The 17,957-nt window shown below is 69.8% G+C and carries 17 protein-coding genes and 1 tRNA gene; 8 read left to right on the top strand and 10 right to left on the bottom strand.

The window, feature by feature from the left end; all coding sequences use genetic code 11:
- Positions 1–2: 2 nt before the first annotated feature.
- Positions 3–731 carry an SDR family NAD(P)-dependent oxidoreductase gene (locus BMZ83_RS08575; RefSeq protein WP_074877652.1) on the bottom strand — a complete coding sequence of 243 codons (729 nt, stop codon included), beginning with the start codon at positions 729–731 and terminating at the stop codon, positions 3–5.
- 107 nt (positions 732–838) lie between these two features.
- Here BMZ83_RS08575 and BMZ83_RS08580 point away from each other — a divergent pair, with 107 nt between their 5' ends.
- Positions 839–1,951 (top strand): molybdopterin-dependent oxidoreductase, encoded by a 1,113-nt coding sequence (locus tag BMZ83_RS08580; protein ID WP_074877654.1) that lies wholly within the window; start codon positions 839–841, stop codon positions 1,949–1,951.
- A 45-nt stretch (positions 1,952–1,996) separates the two neighbouring features.
- The gene (locus tag BMZ83_RS08585; protein WP_074877655.1) at positions 1,997–2,491 is read left to right on the top strand and encodes a cupin domain-containing protein; all 495 of its coding nucleotides are present in this window, start codon (positions 1,997–1,999) and stop codon (positions 2,489–2,491) included.
- On the opposite strand, the gene BMZ83_RS08590 is transcribed toward BMZ83_RS08585, so the two are convergent.
- Positions 2,492–2,764: a hypothetical protein gene (locus BMZ83_RS08590; RefSeq protein WP_074877657.1), complete on the bottom strand. Its 273-nt coding sequence runs from the start codon at positions 2,762–2,764 to the stop codon at positions 2,492–2,494.
- A 55-nt stretch (positions 2,765–2,819) separates the two neighbouring features.
- A complete protein-coding gene (locus BMZ83_RS08595; protein WP_074877659.1) occupies positions 2,820–3,299 on the bottom strand; it encodes an RNA-binding protein in 480 nt (159 codons plus the stop codon).
- A gap of 100 nt (positions 3,300–3,399) precedes the next feature.
- Between BMZ83_RS08595 and BMZ83_RS08600 the strand changes: the two genes are divergently transcribed.
- From BMZ83_RS08600 to BMZ83_RS08620, 5 genes are all read left to right on the top strand, one after another.
- Positions 3,400–4,707 carry a ribonuclease catalytic domain-containing protein gene (locus BMZ83_RS08600; protein WP_074877661.1) on the top strand — a complete coding sequence of 436 codons (1,308 nt, stop codon included), beginning with the start codon at positions 3,400–3,402 and terminating at the stop codon, positions 4,705–4,707.
- A 194-nt stretch (positions 4,708–4,901) separates the two neighbouring features.
- Positions 4,902–6,962, top strand: a complete 2,061-nt coding sequence (locus BMZ83_RS08605) for a hydantoinase/oxoprolinase family protein (protein WP_074877663.1) — start codon at positions 4,902–4,904, stop codon at positions 6,960–6,962.
- Positions 6,959–8,788: a hydantoinase B/oxoprolinase family protein gene (locus BMZ83_RS08610; RefSeq protein ID WP_074877665.1), complete on the top strand. Its 1,830-nt coding sequence runs from the start codon at positions 6,959–6,961 to the stop codon at positions 8,786–8,788. The genes BMZ83_RS08605 and BMZ83_RS08610 overlap by 4 nt, the downstream gene beginning before the upstream one ends.
- Positions 8,789–8,838: 50 nt before the next feature.
- Positions 8,839–9,048, top strand: a complete 210-nt coding sequence (locus BMZ83_RS08615; protein ID WP_074877667.1) for a hypothetical protein — start codon at positions 8,839–8,841, stop codon at positions 9,046–9,048.
- A gap of 40 nt (positions 9,049–9,088) precedes the next feature.
- The gene (locus tag BMZ83_RS08620; protein ID WP_074877669.1) at positions 9,089–9,841 is read left to right on the top strand and encodes a DUF7289 family protein; all 753 of its coding nucleotides are present in this window, start codon (positions 9,089–9,091) and stop codon (positions 9,839–9,841) included.
- Positions 9,842–9,959: 118 nt separating this feature from the next.
- Here BMZ83_RS08620 and BMZ83_RS08625 read toward each other — a convergent pair.
- The 6 genes from BMZ83_RS08625 to BMZ83_RS08650 form a co-directional block, all read right to left on the bottom strand.
- A tRNA-Ala gene (locus BMZ83_RS08625) sits at positions 9,960–10,031 on the bottom strand.
- Positions 10,032–10,148: 117 nt separating this feature from the next.
- Positions 10,149–10,463, bottom strand: coding sequence for a 30S ribosomal protein S10 (gene rpsJ / locus BMZ83_RS08630; protein WP_074877670.1), 315 nt, complete (start codon positions 10,461–10,463; stop codon positions 10,149–10,151).
- Entirely contained in the window at positions 10,464–11,732 is a 1,269-nt protein-coding gene (gene tuf / locus BMZ83_RS08635; protein WP_074877672.1) for a translation elongation factor EF-1 subunit alpha, read from the bottom strand.
- A 126-nt stretch (positions 11,733–11,858) separates the two neighbouring features.
- A complete protein-coding gene (locus BMZ83_RS08640) occupies positions 11,859–12,815 on the bottom strand; it encodes a homoserine dehydrogenase (RefSeq protein WP_074877673.1) in 957 nt (318 codons plus the stop codon).
- Positions 12,812–13,336, bottom strand: coding sequence for an amino acid-binding protein (locus BMZ83_RS08645; protein ID WP_074877674.1), 525 nt, complete (start codon positions 13,334–13,336; stop codon positions 12,812–12,814). Before BMZ83_RS08645 ends, BMZ83_RS08640 begins: the two co-directional genes overlap by 4 nt.
- Positions 13,337–13,478: 142 nt before the next feature.
- Positions 13,479–15,668, bottom strand: coding sequence for an elongation factor EF-2 (locus tag BMZ83_RS08650; RefSeq protein ID WP_074877675.1), 2,190 nt, complete (start codon positions 15,666–15,668; stop codon positions 13,479–13,481).
- Between the two features lie 163 nt (positions 15,669–15,831).
- Between BMZ83_RS08650 and BMZ83_RS08655 the strand changes: the two genes are divergently transcribed.
- Positions 15,832–16,566, top strand: a complete 735-nt coding sequence (locus tag BMZ83_RS08655; protein ID WP_074877676.1) for a DUF5781 family protein — start codon at positions 15,832–15,834, stop codon at positions 16,564–16,566.
- Here BMZ83_RS08655 and BMZ83_RS08660 read toward each other — a convergent pair.
- Entirely contained in the window at positions 16,563–17,924 is a 1,362-nt protein-coding gene (locus tag BMZ83_RS08660) for a PQQ-dependent sugar dehydrogenase (protein WP_074877677.1), read from the bottom strand. The genes BMZ83_RS08655 and BMZ83_RS08660 overlap by 4 nt on opposite strands.
- Positions 17,925–17,957: the final 33 nt, after the last annotated feature.

Below are 17,957 nucleotides of genomic sequence, written 5' to 3' on the forward strand. Positions count from 1 at the left end.
GCTTATCGCATCAGCTCGCCGCCGTTCACGTTCAGGGTCTCCCCCGTCACGAACCCCGCGTCGCGCAGGTACGCACACGCGTCGGCGATGTCCTCCACCTGCCCGATCCGCCCGACGGGGATCCGTGCGATCTCCTCGGCCAGTTCCTCCTCGGTCCGGTCGCTCACCATGTCGGTCTCGATGTGGCCCGGCGCGACCGCGTTCACCCGGATCTCCGGCGCGAAGTCCTTCGCGTGGCTCTTGGTCAGCGAGAGGAGCGCCCCCTTCGAGGACGCGTAGTGCACCTCGACCGGCGCGCCCTCGAACGCGAGGATCGAGGAGACGTTGACGATCGAGGGGCCGTCGTCGGACGCCCGCAGGTGAGGGAGCGCTGCCTTCGTGACGTTGAACGCGCTGTTGACGTTCACGTCCATCACGCGGTCGAAGTCCGCCGGGTCGAGGTTCTCGGTGAAGGTGTGCTGGTCGATCCCGGCGTTGTTGACCACGTGATCGACGCCGCCGAACGCGTCGACCGCCGTCTCGACCAGTCGCTCGGCGGCGTCGGGATCGGCCACGTCGGCGCCGACGACGACTGCCTCCTGCCCGGCCGACCTGACGCGTGCTGCGGTTTCCTCGGCCGCCTCCTCGCTGGTGTGGTAGTTCACCGCGACGTCGTAGCCGTCGGCGGCGTAGCGTTCCGCGATCCCGCGCCCGATACCCCGCGACGAACCGGTGACGATGACTGCTGGCACGTTTCCACATGGTCGCTCCGGCACTTGGCTCTCGGGGTGGCGGCGACGGCGGCCGGGTCGCCCTCGCCCGCGACGCACTCTTGCCCGCCGAGGCCCATCCCCCCGATATGGGCCGCTTCAGCCGGCGGCTGCGCCGCCTCGCGCCGCCGCCCCGGGTCGTCGACTGGGCGATCCTCGCCGTGGTCGCGGGCGCCGTCGCCACGGGGCTGCTCGCGTGGACCGGCTGGCTCCCGGCGGCGCTACCGGTCGACCTCCACGGGATCGTCGGCCTCACGCTCGCCTGCCTGCTCCTCTTCAAGTTCGCCCGCGTCGCCCGGCGCGTGCTGGATCGTGGTCGCTGGGATCCTTCGACGCCGATCTCCGTCCTGCTGGGAAGCCTCGCCGTCGCCGTGCTCGCCTCGGGCGCGTTCTGGGGGCTGGGCGGGAACGTCCCGCTGGGCCCGTGGACGACGCTCGCCGCCCACGTCGGCTTGGGCCTGCTCGTCGTCCCGATCCTCCTCCTGCATCTCCGCGCCCGCCTCCGGTTCCCCTCCCGGACCGACGCGTCCCGCCGGAGCGCGCTCCGGTTGGGTGGGCTGCTCGTCGCCGGCACGATCGCGTGGCGCCTCAGCGAGGCCGTCGGGTCGCTCCGCGGCGCGACGATCGCTGAGACCGGCTCGAAACCGACGGGCGAACTCTACGACACGGAGACGGAGGGCGGCTCGTTCCCCGTCACCTCGTGGGTCGCCGACGACCCCGAGCCGATCGACCGGTCGAACTGGACGCTCACGGTCGCGGGGCTGGACGATGCGGCGGTCGAGCTGGCGTACGGCGACCTGCTCGCCGCCGCCGGCGAGGAGCGCCGCGCGAGGCTCGACTGCACCAGCGGCTGGTACACGGTTCAGGACTGGGAGGGGGTCCGCGTGGGCGACCTGCTCGCCGAGGCTGGCGTCGACGCGGGCGTCGACGGTGCAGGGGAGGCGGCGAGCGAGGCCCGCTGGGTGCGGTTCGTCAGCGTCACGGGCTACCGCTGGAGCCTCCCGATCGAGGAGGCCCGCGACGCGCTACTGGCCACGGCCATCGACGGCTCCCGGCTGGCCCACGGCCACGGCGGGCCCGCGCGGCTGGTCGCGCCCGGCCGCCGGGGGTTCCAGTGGGTGAAGTGGGTTGAGCGCGTCGAACTCCGGCGCGACCCGGACCCCGCGCAGTGGGCGGTCACGCTGGTGAGCGGGTTCGACTGACCCTCGGTGCGCGGCTTTTTGTCACTCCGTCACTCCCCACCGAGCATGGACCGAATCGCCGTCGACGACCTCGACGACAGCATCCAGGCGGCCGCGGTGATGCGCCACCTCACCGAGCCGCTGGGAACGACGGATTTCGCGATGAACTACTACGAACTCGAACCGGGGGACTCCTTCGCCTTCGCGTACCACAGCCACGAGGTACAGGAGGAGGTGTTCTACGTGATCGAGGGGACGGCGACGTTCGAGACCGAGTCCGGTCCGGTCGAGGTCGGGCCCGACGAGGCGATCCGGTTCGGCCGCGAGGAGTTCCAGCGCGGCTGGAACCGCGGCGACGAGCGCGTCGTCGCGCTGGCGCTTGGCGCGCCGCTCGAGTACGGCGACCAGGTGAAACTCCGCTACTGTCCGGAGTGTGCCGAAGAGACCGACAACGAACTCGACCGCGCCGACGACGAGGAGGCCGTCGTCGCGTGCTGTAAGGAGTGTGGGACCGAAACCGGGCGCTGGTACCGCGGGTCGATGCCGGGCGAGGTCCCCTGATTACGCGGAGCCCTCGTCCGACTCGGCGGACTCCTCGCCGCCGGCCGTCGCGGGACCGCTCCCGTCCGTGCGGTCGCGCTCGCGGTCCGCGAGGATCGCAAAGCCCGGGAGGCCGATGCCGAGACCGACGGCGAAGGGGACCCAGAACAGCGGCTCGCCGACGAACAGCAGCGCGAGCGAGAAGGCGAACGCGCCGATCACCGAGAACCCCGCCAGCCGGTCGAGCCGGTAGCTCCGTGTCGTGTCGTCCTCGGTGCCGGGGGACTCGCTCATGGCCTGATCGAGGTGACGCGCGCTCAAAGGCGCTGTGTTCCAGTCGTCGACGGGCTCAGACGGCGAACTCGTAGACCTCGTCGCCGACGTGGTGCAGCGACTCGATCACCTTCCCGCTGTCGCCCAGCATCTCCCCGCCGTCGACCAGCGCGCGGCCGACCGCCAACGCCTTCCCGTGGCTCTCCTCGACGATCACGACGAGGTCGCCCTCCTCGATCCCCTCGTCGGCCTCGGTGATCCCGGGACGCATCACGTCGGCGCCGTTGCTCACGAACGACACCGCGCCGGCGTCGACGGTGACGACGCCCTCCGCGGGTGGGTGGGCGTTCGCGCCACGGACCGAGAGGAACGGCTCGCCGTCGTAGTAGAGCACGTCGGGGTCGCCGTCGACCAGCACCACGTCGAACTCGGTGTCCTCGAGCTCCACCAGTTCGTACGTGTCGGCGTCGAGGGCGACGCCCAGTCCCTCGTCCAGCGCAGTCTCGATCTCGTCGACGGCGTCACTCCGCAGGTGGTGGCGGGAGCTGATCTCCATACCGGACAGTCGGCCGTCTCGGGAAATAAATCGCCCGCTCCGGAGCGTTCTCCGGCGGCGCCCCCGAAACGCCTACCTGCCGGCTCCGCCAACGGGGACCATGAGCGAAACTGACGACGCCCAGGCCCAGGCCGGAACCGCCGAGGGGCAGGGGCCCGTGCTGATCTCCGAAGCCCTCGACGAACGGCTGGAAGAGAAACGCGACGAGCTGTTCGAGGAGTTCGACCTCCGGGACGAGTTCCCGCCCGCGGTGCTCCGGGAGGCCGAGCGCCGCGTCGAGAACGTCGGACAGGAGATCCAGGACGAACTTGACGACCGGCATGACCTCCGGGACCTGACGGCGTGGACCACCGACCCCGCCGACGCACAGGACTTCGACGACGCGCTCTCGGTCGAGGAGCACGACGACGAGTACGTGCTCTACGTCCACATCGCGGACGTGAGCCACTACGTCCACCCGGACTCGCTGATGTGGGAGGAGGCCGTCGAGCGCTGTAACACGGTCTACCTGCCGGCGTACACCACGCACATGCTCCCGCCGGCGCTGGCGGAGACTGTCTGCTCGTTGGTGCCCGAGGAGGACCGACTCGCCCACACCGTGGAGATGCACCTCGACAAGGAGAACCTCTCTTTCGAGGAGATCGATATCTACAAGTCCGTCATCAACTCCGACGAGCGGCTCACCTACACGCAGTGTGAGCACCGACTCGACGACGAGGACGCGCCGTTGCACGACGAGAACCAGCTGGCGTTCGAGCTCGCCGACCGCATGCACGAACAGCGCAAGGCGGACGGTTCGCTCGTGCTCAACCCCCGCCGGGACCGGGCGCACACGATGATCGAGGAGTGCATGCTGAAGGCGAACAAGGCCGTCACGCACACGCTGATGTGGGACCGCGGCGTCGAGGCGATGTACCGCGTTCACCCCCAGCCCACCCCGGACCAGTGGAACGAGGCGCTGAAGGAGATCCAGGAACTGAACGGCGTCTCCATTCCGGGCGAGGCGTTCGGGGACGACCCGCGGAAGGCGGTCAACGCCGCCCTGGAGGAGTCGCCCGGGCGCTCGCTGGACAAGATCCAGCGCGCCGTGTTGAAGGTGATGCCCCGCGCGAAGTACATGAACGACCCCTTCGGCGGCCACCACGCGCTCAACTTCGACATCTACGGCCACTTCACCTCGCCCATCCGGCGGCTGTCGGACCTGATCAACCACTGGATCGTCCACACCAACGAGGTGCCGGAGGACCTGATCGAACTCTGTGACCGCGCCTCGGACAAGCAGAAGGACGGCGAAACTGCGGAACGGCTGTACAAGCAGTTCATGCAGGAGCAGGGCCTCGATCCGCACGCGGTGAACAACCGTGGCCTGGAGGTCGTCGACGCCGAGGACGCCGATCACGACGTATAGGGTTTTAGCGTTCGCGTTTTTGCTGGATCTCTTGGTCGAGTAGCGTCGACGACGACGCTCCTGCCAGAGCGACCGAACCGATCCCCACTCACGCCGAAGGGGAAACACCCACGTACCGCGAACCACTCCCTGCGAGTAATGCAGTCCACCCCGAGCAGGCACGCGAATCACACCAGCCTCGGAGGAGCCCTGTCGTGACCGAACAGCCCCACGGGACCCGCGTCGGCGTCGACATCGGCGGCACGTTCACCGATGTGGTCGCCGTCCGCGACGGCGAGGTCACCGTCACGAAGACGCCGTCGACGCCCGACGAGCCCGAGCGCGGCGTGATGAACGGCCTCGACGAGAGCGAGGCCGCCGCGGGCTACGCGCCCGACGCGGTCGACTTCTTCAGCCACGGCACGACCGTCGCGACCAACGCCGTGCTCGAGGGGACGTGGGCCGACACCGCGCTCGTCACCACCGAGGGCTTCCGCGACGCGCTGGAGATCGGCCGGCAGGACCGCCCCGACATCTACGACTTCGACGCCGAGAAGGCCGAGCCCGTGGTCCCGCGGGATCGGCGGTTCACCGTGCCCGAACGCCTCGACGAACGGGGGACCGTCCTGCGCGAACTCGACGAGGACGCGGTCCGGGAGGTCGCCGCCGCCATCGACGGGACCGGCGTCTCGGCGGTCGCGGTCTGTCTCCTCTTCGCCTTCGAGAACCCGACCCACGAGCGGCGCGTAGCCGAGATCCTGCGCGAGGAACTGCCCGACGTCTCGGTCTCACGATCCAGTACCGTCCTCCCCGAGATCCGGGAGTACGAGCGCAGCGTCACCACCAGCCTCAACGCCGCGCTCAAGCCCGTGATGTCCGACTACGTCGGCGACCTGGAGCGGGAGGTCCGGGGCCGCGGCGTCGACGCCGCGGTGAAGCTGATGCAGTCCAACGGCGGCCTGATCGACGCCGACGCCGCCCGGGAGCGCCCGGTGAACACGCTCCTCTCCGGGCCCGCCGCGGGCGTGCAGGGCGCGACCCACGTCGCCGACCGCGCGGGCTATTCGGACCTCATCACGATGGACATGGGCGGCACCTCCTGTGACGTGTCCCTCGTCCAGGACGGCGAACCGGTCGTCTCGACCGACGTGGCCGTCGGCGACTACACCGTCGGCGTCCCGATGATCGACGTCCACACCGTCGGCTCCGGCGGCGGCTCCGTCGCGTGGGTCGACGCCGGCGGCGCGCTCCGGGTCGGCCCGCGCTCGGCGGGCGCCGATCCGGGCCCGATCTGTTACGGCCGCGGCGGCGAGCGCCCGACGACGACCGACGCGCACCTCCTGCTGGGCCGGATCGACCCCGAGGGGTTCCTGCCCGAGGACCGCGACGTGGGCGTCGCCGACGTGCGCGCCGCGTTCGCGGAACTGGGCGACGAACTCGGGATGGGCCCCGAGGAGACCGCCCAGGGCGTCCTCGACGTCGCGAACGCCAACATGGGTCGCGCGCTCCGGGTGGTGTCGGTCGAGCGCGGTCACGACCCCCGGGAGTTCGCGCTGGTCGCCTTCGGCGGCGCCGGCCCGCTGCACGCGCCGACGCTGGCGGCCGAACTCGACGTGCCGACGGTGCTGGTGCCCCGAACTGCGGGCGCGCTCTCGGCGCTCGGCCTGCTCATCAGCGACGTGGGCTACGACTACAGCCAGTCGATGGTCCGGCCGTGGGCCGGCGTCGACGCCGAGACCGTCGCGACCGCCTTCGCGGAACTCCGGGCCGAGGGCGACAGCGAACTCGCCGCCGAGGACGTTCTGCCCGCCCGGCGCGAGTTCGAGCGCGTCGCCGACCTGCGCTACGAGGGCCAGTCGTTCGACGTGTCCGTCCCGCTTCCCGACGGCGAGGTCGACGACGGGATGCTCGCGACGATCGAGCGGCGCTTCCACGAGCGCCACGAGTCCCGGTACGGCCACGCCGACCCCGAGGAACCGGTCGAACTGGTCACCCTGCGCCTGCACGCTCGCGGCGTCGTCGACTCGCCGGAAACGGCCGCGGTCGCCGCCGACGGCACCGTCGCTGACGCCGTCGCCGAGCGCCGGGAGGTCCGCTTCGCGGGTGACGCCTACGACGCGCCGATCTACGACCGGGACCTGCTCCCCGCGGGCGGCGAGTTCGACGGGCCCGCGGTCGTCGAGGGGCCGGAGAGCACGGTCGTCCTCAGACCCGGCCAGTCGGCCGAGGTCGACCCCGACGGGACGCTGGTCGTCGATACGGGGGTGGCGAAATGAGCGCCGATCCCGCGGCCGGCGACGACGCCGAGGTCGACCCGGTCACCCTCGAAGTCGTCCGGAACGGCTGCGTGGCCGTCGCCGAGGAGATGAACGCCAACCTCGTCCGGACGGGCTACTCGCCCAACATCAAGGAGCGCCGGGACTGCTCGTGTGCGCTGTTCGGCGCCGACGGCGAGATGGTGAGCCAGGCCGAGAACATGCCGGTCCACCTCGGCGCGATGCCGTTCTCGGTCCGTGCGGCCGTCGACGCCTTCGAGGGCGACCTGAACCCGGGCGACGCGATCCTGCTCAACGACCCGTTCCGCGGGGGCGCGCACCTGCCGGACCTGACGCTCGTCTCGCCGGTGTTCGCCGACCCCGAGAGCGACGACCCGCGGCTCGTCGCGTACGCCGCCAACCGCGCCCACCACGCCGACATCGGCGGCTCGACCGCGGGCAGCGTCGCGGCCGACTCCACCGAGATCTACCAGGAGGGGCTCCGCATCCCGCCGGTCAAACTGATCGAGGATGGCGAGATCGACGACGACGTGTTCGGGATGATCCTCGCGAACGTGCGCACGCCCGACGAGCGTCGCGGGGACGTGCGCGCCCAGGAGGCTGCAAACGAGACCGCCCGCGAGCGCGTCCACGGGATGGTCGACGAGTACGGCGCCGACACGCTGGAGGCCGCCTTCGAGGCGGTGAAGGACTACTCCGAGCGCCGGATGCGTAGCGAGCTCGAGGCGTTCCCCGACGGCACCTACGAGTTCTCGGACCTGCTCGACGACGACGGCCGCGGGAACGAGGACCTCCCGGTCGAGGTCGAGGTGACCGTCGACGGCGACGAGGTCGGCGTCGACTTCGCCGGCACGGCACCCCAGACCGAGGGGCCGATCAACGCCGTGCTGGCGGTCACCTCCTCGGCGACGTACTACGCGGTCCGCTGCGTGACCGACCCGGAGATCCCGCCGAACCACGGCTGTTACCGGCCGATATCCATCGACGCCCCGGAGCGGAGTCTCGTCAACCCCGAACCCCCGGCGGCGGTCGTCGGCGGCAACCTCGAGACCAGCCAGCGCGTGACCGACGTGGTGCTCGGCGCGTTCGCGACCGAAGCGCCCGAGCGCGTCCTCGCGGCGTGTCAGGGGACGATGAACAACGTCACCTTCGGCGGCACGGACCCGCGGGGGGAAGACGGCGACGGAGCCGACGGCGAACCCTACGCCTTCTACGAGACCCAGGGCGGCGGCTTCGGCGGCCGCGCGGGGAAGGACGGGATGGACGGCGTCCACGTCCACATGAGCAACACGATGAACACGCCCGCGGAGGTGCTGGAGACGGCCTACCCGCTGCGGATCCTGCGCTACTCGCTCCGCCCCGACTCCGGGGGCGCGGGGGAGTTCCGCGGCGGTCTCGGGCTCCGGCGTGACATCGAGGTCCGGGACCACACGGCCCGGTTCAGCCTGCTCGCCGACCGGCAGCGCCACGCGCCGTACGGACTGGAGGGCGGCGACGAGGGGGAGCGCGGCGCCGCGTACCTGTACGACGACGCCGACGCGTACGACGCGGCCGCGGACGACGACGCCGCGGACGCCGGCGAGAAGCTCCCCCAGAAGTCGGTCCACGACCTCCCGCCGGGGAGCGTCGTCAGCATCCGCACGCCCGGCGCGGGCGGCTACGGCGATCCGGACGAGCGCGCGCCGACGGCGATCGATCGGGACCTCCGGCTGGGGAAGCTGACCCCGGCGGCCGCCCTGGCGCGGTACGGCGTTGACGAGGGGAGTTCGTCAGCCGGTCGGACGCAGTCCGACGACGCCGATCCCGCGGACCTCGACGGCGAGTAGGCGCTCACGACCATCCGGACGCTTATGGTCGCGGCTGGCGTCTACCGGGTATGAGCGACGACGACGGTCCCGAGGTGCCGATCCACTGCCCCGAGTGTGAGACCACCACTCGCGTGCCCCTCGACGACCTCGCCGAGCGGATCGAACGCCACAACGAGTCGGTCCACGACGGCGAGGAGTTCGCGCGGGTCGATCCCGAACTCGCCGCGGCGTTTCAGGACCTCGTGGTCGAGGACCTCGGCCTGCTGGAGGAGGAGTAGCGTGGCGAACGCTTATCCCGTCGCTGGTCGAGGCTAAGGCGTGTTCCGTGACCGCCGCGGGGTGAGCGAGACCGTCGGGTTCGTGCTCGTGTTCTCGCTCGTGATGCTCACGGTCGGGACCGTTCTCACCGTCGGCTACGCCGGTCTGCAGGACGCCCGCGACGCCGAGCGGGTCAACAACGCCGAGCGCGCCTTCGACGTGCTCGCGAACAACATCGAGGACATCATCGACGGCGGTGCCCCCAGCCGCGGGACCGAGATCAGGCTGGCCGAGGCGAGCATCGGCCCCGGGGAACCGATCACGCTGAACATTTCCGGGTTCGCGGCCGACGGCTCAAGACAGTTCTCCACCGGGAACGACAGCCTCGGCACCATCGCGTACGAGGCCGACGGCACGAGGATCCGCTACGCCGGGGGCGCGGTGACGCGCGTCCAGTCCGACGGGTCGACGTTGCTCGGCGACCCCAACTTCCTGATCTCGAACGACAGCGTGATCATCCCGATCGTGGAGCTCACCGTCCAGGAGCGCACGATCGCCGGATCGCGGACCGTGCTCGTGCGCTCCGAGCGCAATCTCAACGACGTGGAGGTTGACCGGACCGGCATCGACCGGCTGGCGATCAACCTCTCCACCCCGGCGGCGGGGGCGTGGGAGACGTACTTCGAGGACGAGGGGATGGACTGCTCCCGCCCGGACGGCGACGACGGCACCCGGCTCACCTGTGAGTTCGAGGCGGCCGACGAGTTCCGAGTCCAGTTGGTCCGGTTCACTATCGACGTGACGTTCGACTGAGTCGGGGGTGCCGTCGCTCGACGTTCGTTTCGGCGTGTTCGACCAGTACCGCGTGTGGACTCGCTGCGAGTGGGACTAAAGCGAGTCCACGACTGAACGAACGGAGTGAGTGAAGAAGTGGACTCGCTGGGATTTGAACCCAGGGCCTCTTCCTTGCGAAGGAAGCGATCTACCACTGATCTACGAGCCCGCACTCGAATCGACGCGGGGGAGCGGTTTGAACGTTGCGCTTCCTCGTCGTGTGGCCGCTGGGGCGTCGACGGCGCAGCCGCTGGCCGGCCGGGAAAACGTAAGAACGGAAGGCCGCTCAGTCCTCGAGGACGATCTCGATCGAGACGTCGTTCGGGACCTGAATCCGCATCAGCTGGCGGAGCGCGCGTTCGTCCGCGTCGATGTCGATCAGTCGCTTGTGGACCCGCATCTCCCAGTGTTCCCACGTGGCGGTCCCCTCGCCGTCGGGGGACTTCCGTGAGGGCACGTTGAGCTCCGTCGTCGGGAGCGGGATGGGGCCCGAGAGCGAGACGCCCGTCTTCTCCGCGATCTCGCGGACGTCGTCGCAGATGTCGTCCAGGTCCTCCGGGCTCGTTCCCGAGAGTCGGACGCGGGCCTGTTGTTCGGGCATCTATCGCTCGTCGACGCTCAGGACCTTGCCGGCCGCGATGGTCTGACCCATGTCGCGGATGGCGAAGCTCCCCAGCTCCGGGATCTCGCTCGACGGCTCGATCGAGAGCGGCTTTTGGGGGCGGACGGTGACGACCGCGGCGTCGCCGGACTTGATGAAGTCCGGGTCCTCCTCGGCGACCTCGCCGGTCGACGGGTCGATCTTCTGGTCGATCGACTCGATCGTACACGCCACCTGTGCGGTGTGAGCGTGGAACACCGGCGTGTAACCGGCGGTGATCACGCTCGGGTGCTGCATGACGACGACCTGGGCCTGGAACGTCTCCGCGACGCTGGGCGGGTCGTCGGCCGGGCCACACACGTCGCCACGGCGGATGTCGTCCTTGCCGATGCCGCGGACGTTGAACCCGACGTTGTCACCGGGCGCAGCGCTGGGCACCTCCTCGTGGTGCATCTCGATCGTCTTCACCTCGCCGCCCACGTCGCTGGGCTGGAAGGAGACGTTGTCGCCCGTGTTGAGCGTCCCCGTCTCGATCCGTCCGACCGGGACGGTCCCGATGCCGGAGATGGTGTAGACGTCCTGGATCGGCAGGCGAAGCGGCGCGTCCGTCGGCGGCTCCGGCTCCGGCAGGTTGTTGAGGGCCTCGAGCAGGGTCGGGCCGTCGTACCAGTCGGTGTTCTCGGACGCCTCGGAGACGTTGTCGCCTTCGAACGCCGAGATCGGGATGAACGTGGTGTCGTCCGTCGCGAACTGGACCTGGTTCAGGAGGTCGGTAACTTCGTCGATGACCTCCTTGTAGGAGTCCTCGCTGTAGTCGACGAGGTCCATCTTGTTGATCCCGATGATGAGCTCGTTGATACCCAGCGTGCGGGCCAGGAACACGTGCTCTCGGGTCTGGGGCGCGACGCCGTCGTCGGCCGCGACGACGAGCACCGCGTTGTCGGCCTGCGAGGCACCCGTGATCATGTTCTTCACGAAGTCACGGTGGCCCGGACAGTCGACGATGGTGAAGTTGTACTCGTCGGTGTCGAACTCCTGGTGGGCGATGTCGATGGTGACCCCTCGCTCCCGCTCCTCCGCGAGGTTGTCCATGACGTAGGCGAACTCGAAGCCGCCCTTGCCCTTCTCCTCGGCCTCCTCTTTGTGCTGCTCGATGACGTGCTCGGGGACGCTTCCTGTCTCGTACAGGAGTCGGCCCACGAGCGTACTCTTCCCGTGGTCGACGTGGCCGATAATGGCCAAGTTCTGGTGCGGTATGTCTTCGCTCATGGTGGATTCACGCGCTAAAGGCGCTGTGGGGAAACCTTCGGCAGAACGCCGTAAAACCATTTCGATACGCACCACCGGAATCCGGCCGCGTACGGCGGTTTGTGCCACTGTACCGTGGTTCTGGCCTCAACGGGGGGGCAATCGCCCCACGTCGGACAGCACCGCCGACGCCGTCTCGGGGCCGCCGGCGCCGTGGCCCGAGAGGTTCAGCCGACCGGCGTGGGCGGTCTCGACCTGGACGATGTTCTGGGTGCCTGTCACCGCGAGCGTGCCGTTCTCGGGCACCAGTCGCGGACCGACCCGGACGCCCTCGGGCGACGCCTCGGCGATCAACCGCACCGTCCGGCCGTCGTCGCCGGCCAGCGAGAGCGCGCTGACCGGGAGATCCTCGATCCCGGCCACCTCGGCGTCCGACAGCGAGAGCGCGTCCTCCCCGCGAGCCTCCCGGAGCACGTTCGCGACGATGACGCCCTTGAGTGCCGCGTCGGTGCCGTCGACGTCGAACGTCGGGTCGGCCTCCGCGACGCCCAACTCCTGGGCCTCCGCGAGCACGTGGTCGTAGCTCAGCCCCTCGGCAGCCATCCGGGAGAGCACGAAGTTCGCGGTGCCGTTGAGCACGCCCCGGACGCGCTCGACCCGGCTCGGGCCGAAGTCCTCGACGGTCCGCACCGCGGGGATCGCGCCGCCGACGGTGGCCTCGAACCGGAGTTCGCCCGCGCTCTCGCGCGTGGCGGCCCGTATCTCGTCGTACCGTTCCGCGACCGGTCCCTTGTTCGCCAGCACCACGTGGCGGTCCCGGTCGAGCGCGGCGACGGCGTTGGAGAAGCCGGGTTCGGCGTCGCCGAGCGTCGTCGGCGTCGCCTCGACCAGCACGTCGTAGGCGGCCCCGAGCAGGTCGTCGTGGTCGGCGTCGCCGACGGCGCCGGTCTCGGACTTGCGTTCGAGCGCCGCGGGCACGTCGAGCGGGTCGCCGAGTGCGGCGCCCGTCGAGTCCGCGAGGCCGATCACGTCGTGGCCGTGCTCGCCGGCCAACTGCGCGACCGAGCGCCCGACGGCGCCGGCGCCGACGATCGCGAGCCTCATGAGCTCGCCTCCAGCGGTTCGACGACGGTCAGTCCCTTGGCGTCGGCGATCTCGCGGACGCGATCCAGCGCGGCCCCGCGTTCGCCGGAGCGCGCGCCCAGCCGCAGGTACGCACTCGAGACCGCCTCGACGCCGTCCGGTGCCGACAGCGAGAGCTCCTCGACGGAGACCGTCGACGCGCGCTCGATCTCCCGCAGCGTCGCCGAGAGGTCGGTGTCGACGAGGTGGCCGGTCAACAGGACGCGGAACGCCTCGCCGTAGTACTCCTCGTCGGCTGCGACGACGGTCACCCCTTCCTCGCGCAGCCCCTCGATCACGTCGTCGAACCGACCGGCCGGACAGTCGATCGCCACCTCGACGGGAATGCGGCCGCCGGGTGTGAGGTTCCCCCGCTCGTGGAACACCGAGAGCAGGTTCCCCCCGTGCTCGGCGATGGGTTCGAGCGCGGCCATGAGTTCGCCCGGCTCGTCGGTGAGTTCGAGCCGGAGCGTGTGCGTGGTGACGCTTTCCTGCCGACTCATTGCTGGACGGCACCTCGATCGAACGGATACGGACGGAGCACGTCTGAACGGAGCGTCGGGGTCGGTAAAAGCCTTCCCGGGGTGTGTGAGCGGTCGCTAGCTGGTGGGAGAAAGAGCGAAGAGAACCGCAGATAGCGTCGACTTAGAGGTAGTCGATCGACTCGGGGAGTTCGAGCTTCATCCCCTTGCGCTCGCGGATCTCCATGATCTTCTCGCGCTGGAGGTTGTCCGCCATCACGCGGAAGCCGGCGTTCTCGGTGTTCCACGAGGCACGCCCCTCCGTCGCGCTCCGGATGTCGCTGGAGAAGCCGATCATCTCGCCGACGGGCGCGACGCCCTCGACGACCATGAGGCCGCCCTCCTGGTACATGTCGTCGACGCGGCCACGGCGACCCTGGATCTCGCCGGAGGCGGCGCCCATGTGCTCGCTGGGCACGTCGATGCGGACGTTCTGGATCGGCTCGAGCAGGCGGATCTCGCCGTCGATCAGCGCGTGGTGAACGGCCTCACGCACTGCGGGGATCACCTGTGCCGGACCGCGGTGAATGGTGTCCTCGTGGAGTCGGGCGTCGTGCAGGCGCAGGAGCGTCCCCTGCACCGGCTCGGCCGCCAGCGGGCCGTCGTCGAGCGCCTCGCTCAGCCCCTCGACCACCAACTCCATCGTCTCGTTCAGGTGCTGGATCCCCTTCGTGTCGTCGATGAGGATGTTGGTGCCGTGGATCGTCTCCACGTTCTGGGAGGTGTCCTTATCCATGCCGGCCTCCTGCAGCGCTTCACGGCGCTCCAGTTCGGGCATGTCCATGGAGACCTCGCCGCGCTGGATGGCCTCGACGATCTCCTGGTCCATCGGGTGGATGGAGATGTAGAACTTGTTGTGGCGGTTGGGCGAGACCCCCTCGACCTCGCGGGACTCCTCCTGGGGCTGCTCGCGGTACACCACGATGGGCTCACCGGTGTTGACCGGGATGCCCTGGTCCTTCTCGATACGCTGGGTGATCACTTCGAGGTGGAGCTCACCCTGCCCGGAGATGAGGTGTTCCCCGGTGTCCTCGTTGATCTCGATCTGGATCGTCGGGTCCTCCTTGGCGACCTGCTGGAGCGTCTCGATCAGCTTCGGCAGGTCGTCCATCGTCTGTGCCTCGACGGACTTCGTGATCACCGGCTCCGAGATGTGCTCGATCGACTCGAACGGCGTCATCTCCACGGAGGAGACCGTCGAGCCGGCGATGGCGTCGCGCAGGCCCGTGACGGAGGCGATGTTCCCCGCGGGCACGCGATCCACTTCCTCGCGTTCGCTCCCCATGAACAGCCCGACGGACTGGATCCGGTTCTGGCCGGCCGTCCCGGAGACGTAGAGGTCCTGGCCCTTCTCCAGCGTCCCGGAGAAGACACGACCGGTCGCGATCTCGCCGGCGTGGGGGTCCATCGAGATGTCGGTCACCATGAACACGACCTCGCCGTCCTCGTTGACCAGCCGCATGTCCTCCGCGAGTTCGGACTCGGCGTCGCCACGCCAGATGCGCGGGACACGACGGGGCTGGGCGTCGACGGGGTTGGGGAAGTGCTCACAGACCATGTCGAGCACCACGTCCGACAGCGGCGAGCGCTCGTGGAGCTCGTCGCGCTTGTCGTTGCGCTCCAGGTCGATGATGTCCTGGAAGGAGATGCCGGTCCGCTGCATCGACGGCATCGAGACGCCCCACTTGTAGAGCGCCGAGCCGAACCCGACGGTCCCCTCCTCGACGGAGACCGTCCAGTCGTCGTCGATGTCGTCCATCTCCTCGATCATCCCGCGGATCAGCTCGTTGACGTCAGAGATGACGCCGAGCAGGCGCTCCTGCATCTCCTCCTCGCCCTCCTGGAGCTCGGAGATCAGGCGGTCGACCTTGTTGATGAACAGGGTCGGCTTCACGCCCTCGCGGAGCGCCTGTCGCAGCACCGTCTCCGTCTGGGGCATCGCGCCCTCGACGGCGTCGACGACCACCAGCGCGCCGTCGACGGCACGCATCGCTCGGGTCACGTCGCCACCGAAGTCGACGTGGCCCGGGGTGTCGATCAGGTTGATGAGGTGGTTGGTGTCCTCGTACTCGTGGGTCATCGAGACGTTCGCCGCGTCGATGGTGATCCCACGCTCCTGTTCGTCCTCCTTCGTGTCCATCGCCAGCTGCTCGCCGGCGGTTCCCTCGGAGATCATCCCCGCGCCGGCGAGGAGGTTGTCCGAAAGGGTCGTCTTCCCGTGGTCGACGTGGGCGGCGATGGCGATGTTCCGGATGTTCTCCGGAGTGTCCATCAGCCGCTCACACTCTTGGACAATTTTCTTGCGTCGGCCCATTACCGTCGAGTACCCGTGGCGGGGTCAAAAGGGTAGTGTTTCGCGTAGGCGGGTGTGCCACCGCCACACGGCGGTTTGGCCGTTCATGCGGGTGTTTTCGTCTCTCCCCGCCACCGGCGGCCCCGAAACCGTCTTCCCCCTCTACCCCGTGGTAGGTGTACACATGGATATACGGCTCCCAGATAACGGTCCCGCGGAACCGTTTCTCGGCGCAGCAGACCTCCTGGAGACCGAGAGCGACGTCGAGCACCCCGTCCACGTCCGCGTCCGCGACGACCCCGACGAGCGGACCTGGGCCGGCCACTACGAGGACCGCCACGTGCTCAACATCTCCCGCCAGGCGGCGACGAGCGCGATGGCCCGGGAGCTGGCGTTACACGAGCTCTCCCACATGGCGCGCTACGAGCAGCACCACCCCTCCCACCACCAGTCGACGCGCGAGGCCATCTTCCTCGCGCTGGCCGGGAAGAGCGTCGAACGCCGCAAGCTGACCCACGTCCACCAGCTCGCGAACCACATGAAGGACATCTACGCCGACGACATCACGCTCTCCGTCGCCCCGGGCGGGAAGCTCGTGACGTTCTTGGAGTCCCGGCTGGCCGACGCCGTCGCCGACCGTCCGCCCGCGGTGCCGACGGGCTGGCAGCTCGCGACGCCCGGCTCGGACCCGGAGATCACCGCGGTCAACGCCGCCTTCGCGCTCGCGCTGGTCGAGCGCCACGACCTCGTCGACGGGAGCCACCGCATCTACGACCTCGCGCACGCGGCCGCGGACGACGCGCCCGAGGTCGGCGTCGAGCGGTTCGCCGAGACGTTCCGCTCGCTGGCCGCCGACCCGTCCGAGAGCGAGTACCGGAAGGCGCTGGTCGACGTGACCCGGGCGTACGTCGCCGACTAGCTCTCGGTGATCCGCACTAACACGTCGTCGCGCTCGCGCGGGAACGGGTCCTTCGCCCGCCCGTCGCGGTTGGACGTGATGGCGTACAGCGCGCCGTCCGGCCCCTCCTCGACGTGGCGGACCCGCCCGAGTTCGTTCACGAGCAGGTCGTGGCTGGTGACGGTGGAGGCGTCGTCGAGCCAGTCGGCGTCGTGGCGGACGCCCGTCTCGCCCAGCGCCGGCGGCTCGCCGTCCGGCGGCGTCAGCGTGAACGCCTTCAGCCGCTGGTGGACCAGACAGCCCACGAGCAGCCGGTTCGAGAGCGTCGGCGCCGCGTCGCCGCGGTAGAACGTCGAGCCCGACGGCGCCCAGGTCGCGCCCTCGACCTGCGAGCTCGCGACCGGCGGGCGGTAGTCGGTGTCGGGGTACTCCTCGGCGCTCGCCGCCTCCGGCCAGCCGTAGTTCGTTCCGACTTCCAGCGCGTTCAGCTCGTCGGGGCCGGTGCCGTGCTCGTTCTCGATCGGCGTCGCGTCCGGGAGCCAGCTGATCCCCTGGGGGTTGCGGTGGCCCAGCGTGAACACCCGCGGGTCGCCGCCGCTCTCGTTCTCGGGGGCGCCCTCGCCGGTGGGGGTGAGTCGGTGGATCTTCCCCGCCAGTGACGAGGGATCGGCCGCGAGTTCGCCGTCGCCGGCGTCGCCGGTCGTCACCCAGAGGTAGTTGGCCGGGCCGAACCGCACCCGGCCGCCGTTGTGGATGTTCGCTCTGGTCCCCTCCCGCGCGGGCGCCTCGAGCAACACGTTCGCCGGCTCCGCCGGCCGCTCGCTCTCGGGGTCGAAGGCGGCGACCCTGACCACCAGTTCCTGCTCCTCCTCGCCGATGTCGGCGGTGTAACACACGTACAGCAGCGGCACGTCGGGGTAGTTCGGGTGGACTTCGACGCCCATCGTGCCGCCCTCGCCGCCGTCGACGAACCAGCTGGACTCGTCGCTTCCGGGCTCGACCGAGCCGGCGTCGATGACGTTCGCCGGCTCGAACAGCGACGTCACCTCGCCGTCGGCGTACCGCAGCACCTGCCCGGTGCGCTGGGTGAGAAAGAGCTCGCCGTTGTCGGCGAAGGAGAGGTCCCACGGGATCTCGAGCGTCTCGGCCAGCACCTCGACGGAGAGGTCGGGCTCGGCGGCGTCGGTCGGCGCGGACCACTCGGGGTCGTAGCCGTCCCAGGCCGTCTCGTCGTGCTCGAGGCTGGGGTCGTACCCTGCCCCCCCGGGACTCGGTGAGTCCGTGGGCGGGTCGCTCGGCTCGTCGGGGCTGCTACAGCCCGCGAGTCCGATCGTGGAGAGGGCCAGCATCGTCCGACGCGAGAACGTGTCGGGGTCCATTGTTCGGGTATCCACGAGCCGGGAGTAAAGGTC

Source organism: Halolamina pelagica (assembly GCF_900115675.1).
Classification (GTDB): Archaea; Halobacteriota; Halobacteria; order Halobacteriales; family Haloferacaceae; genus Halolamina; species Halolamina pelagica.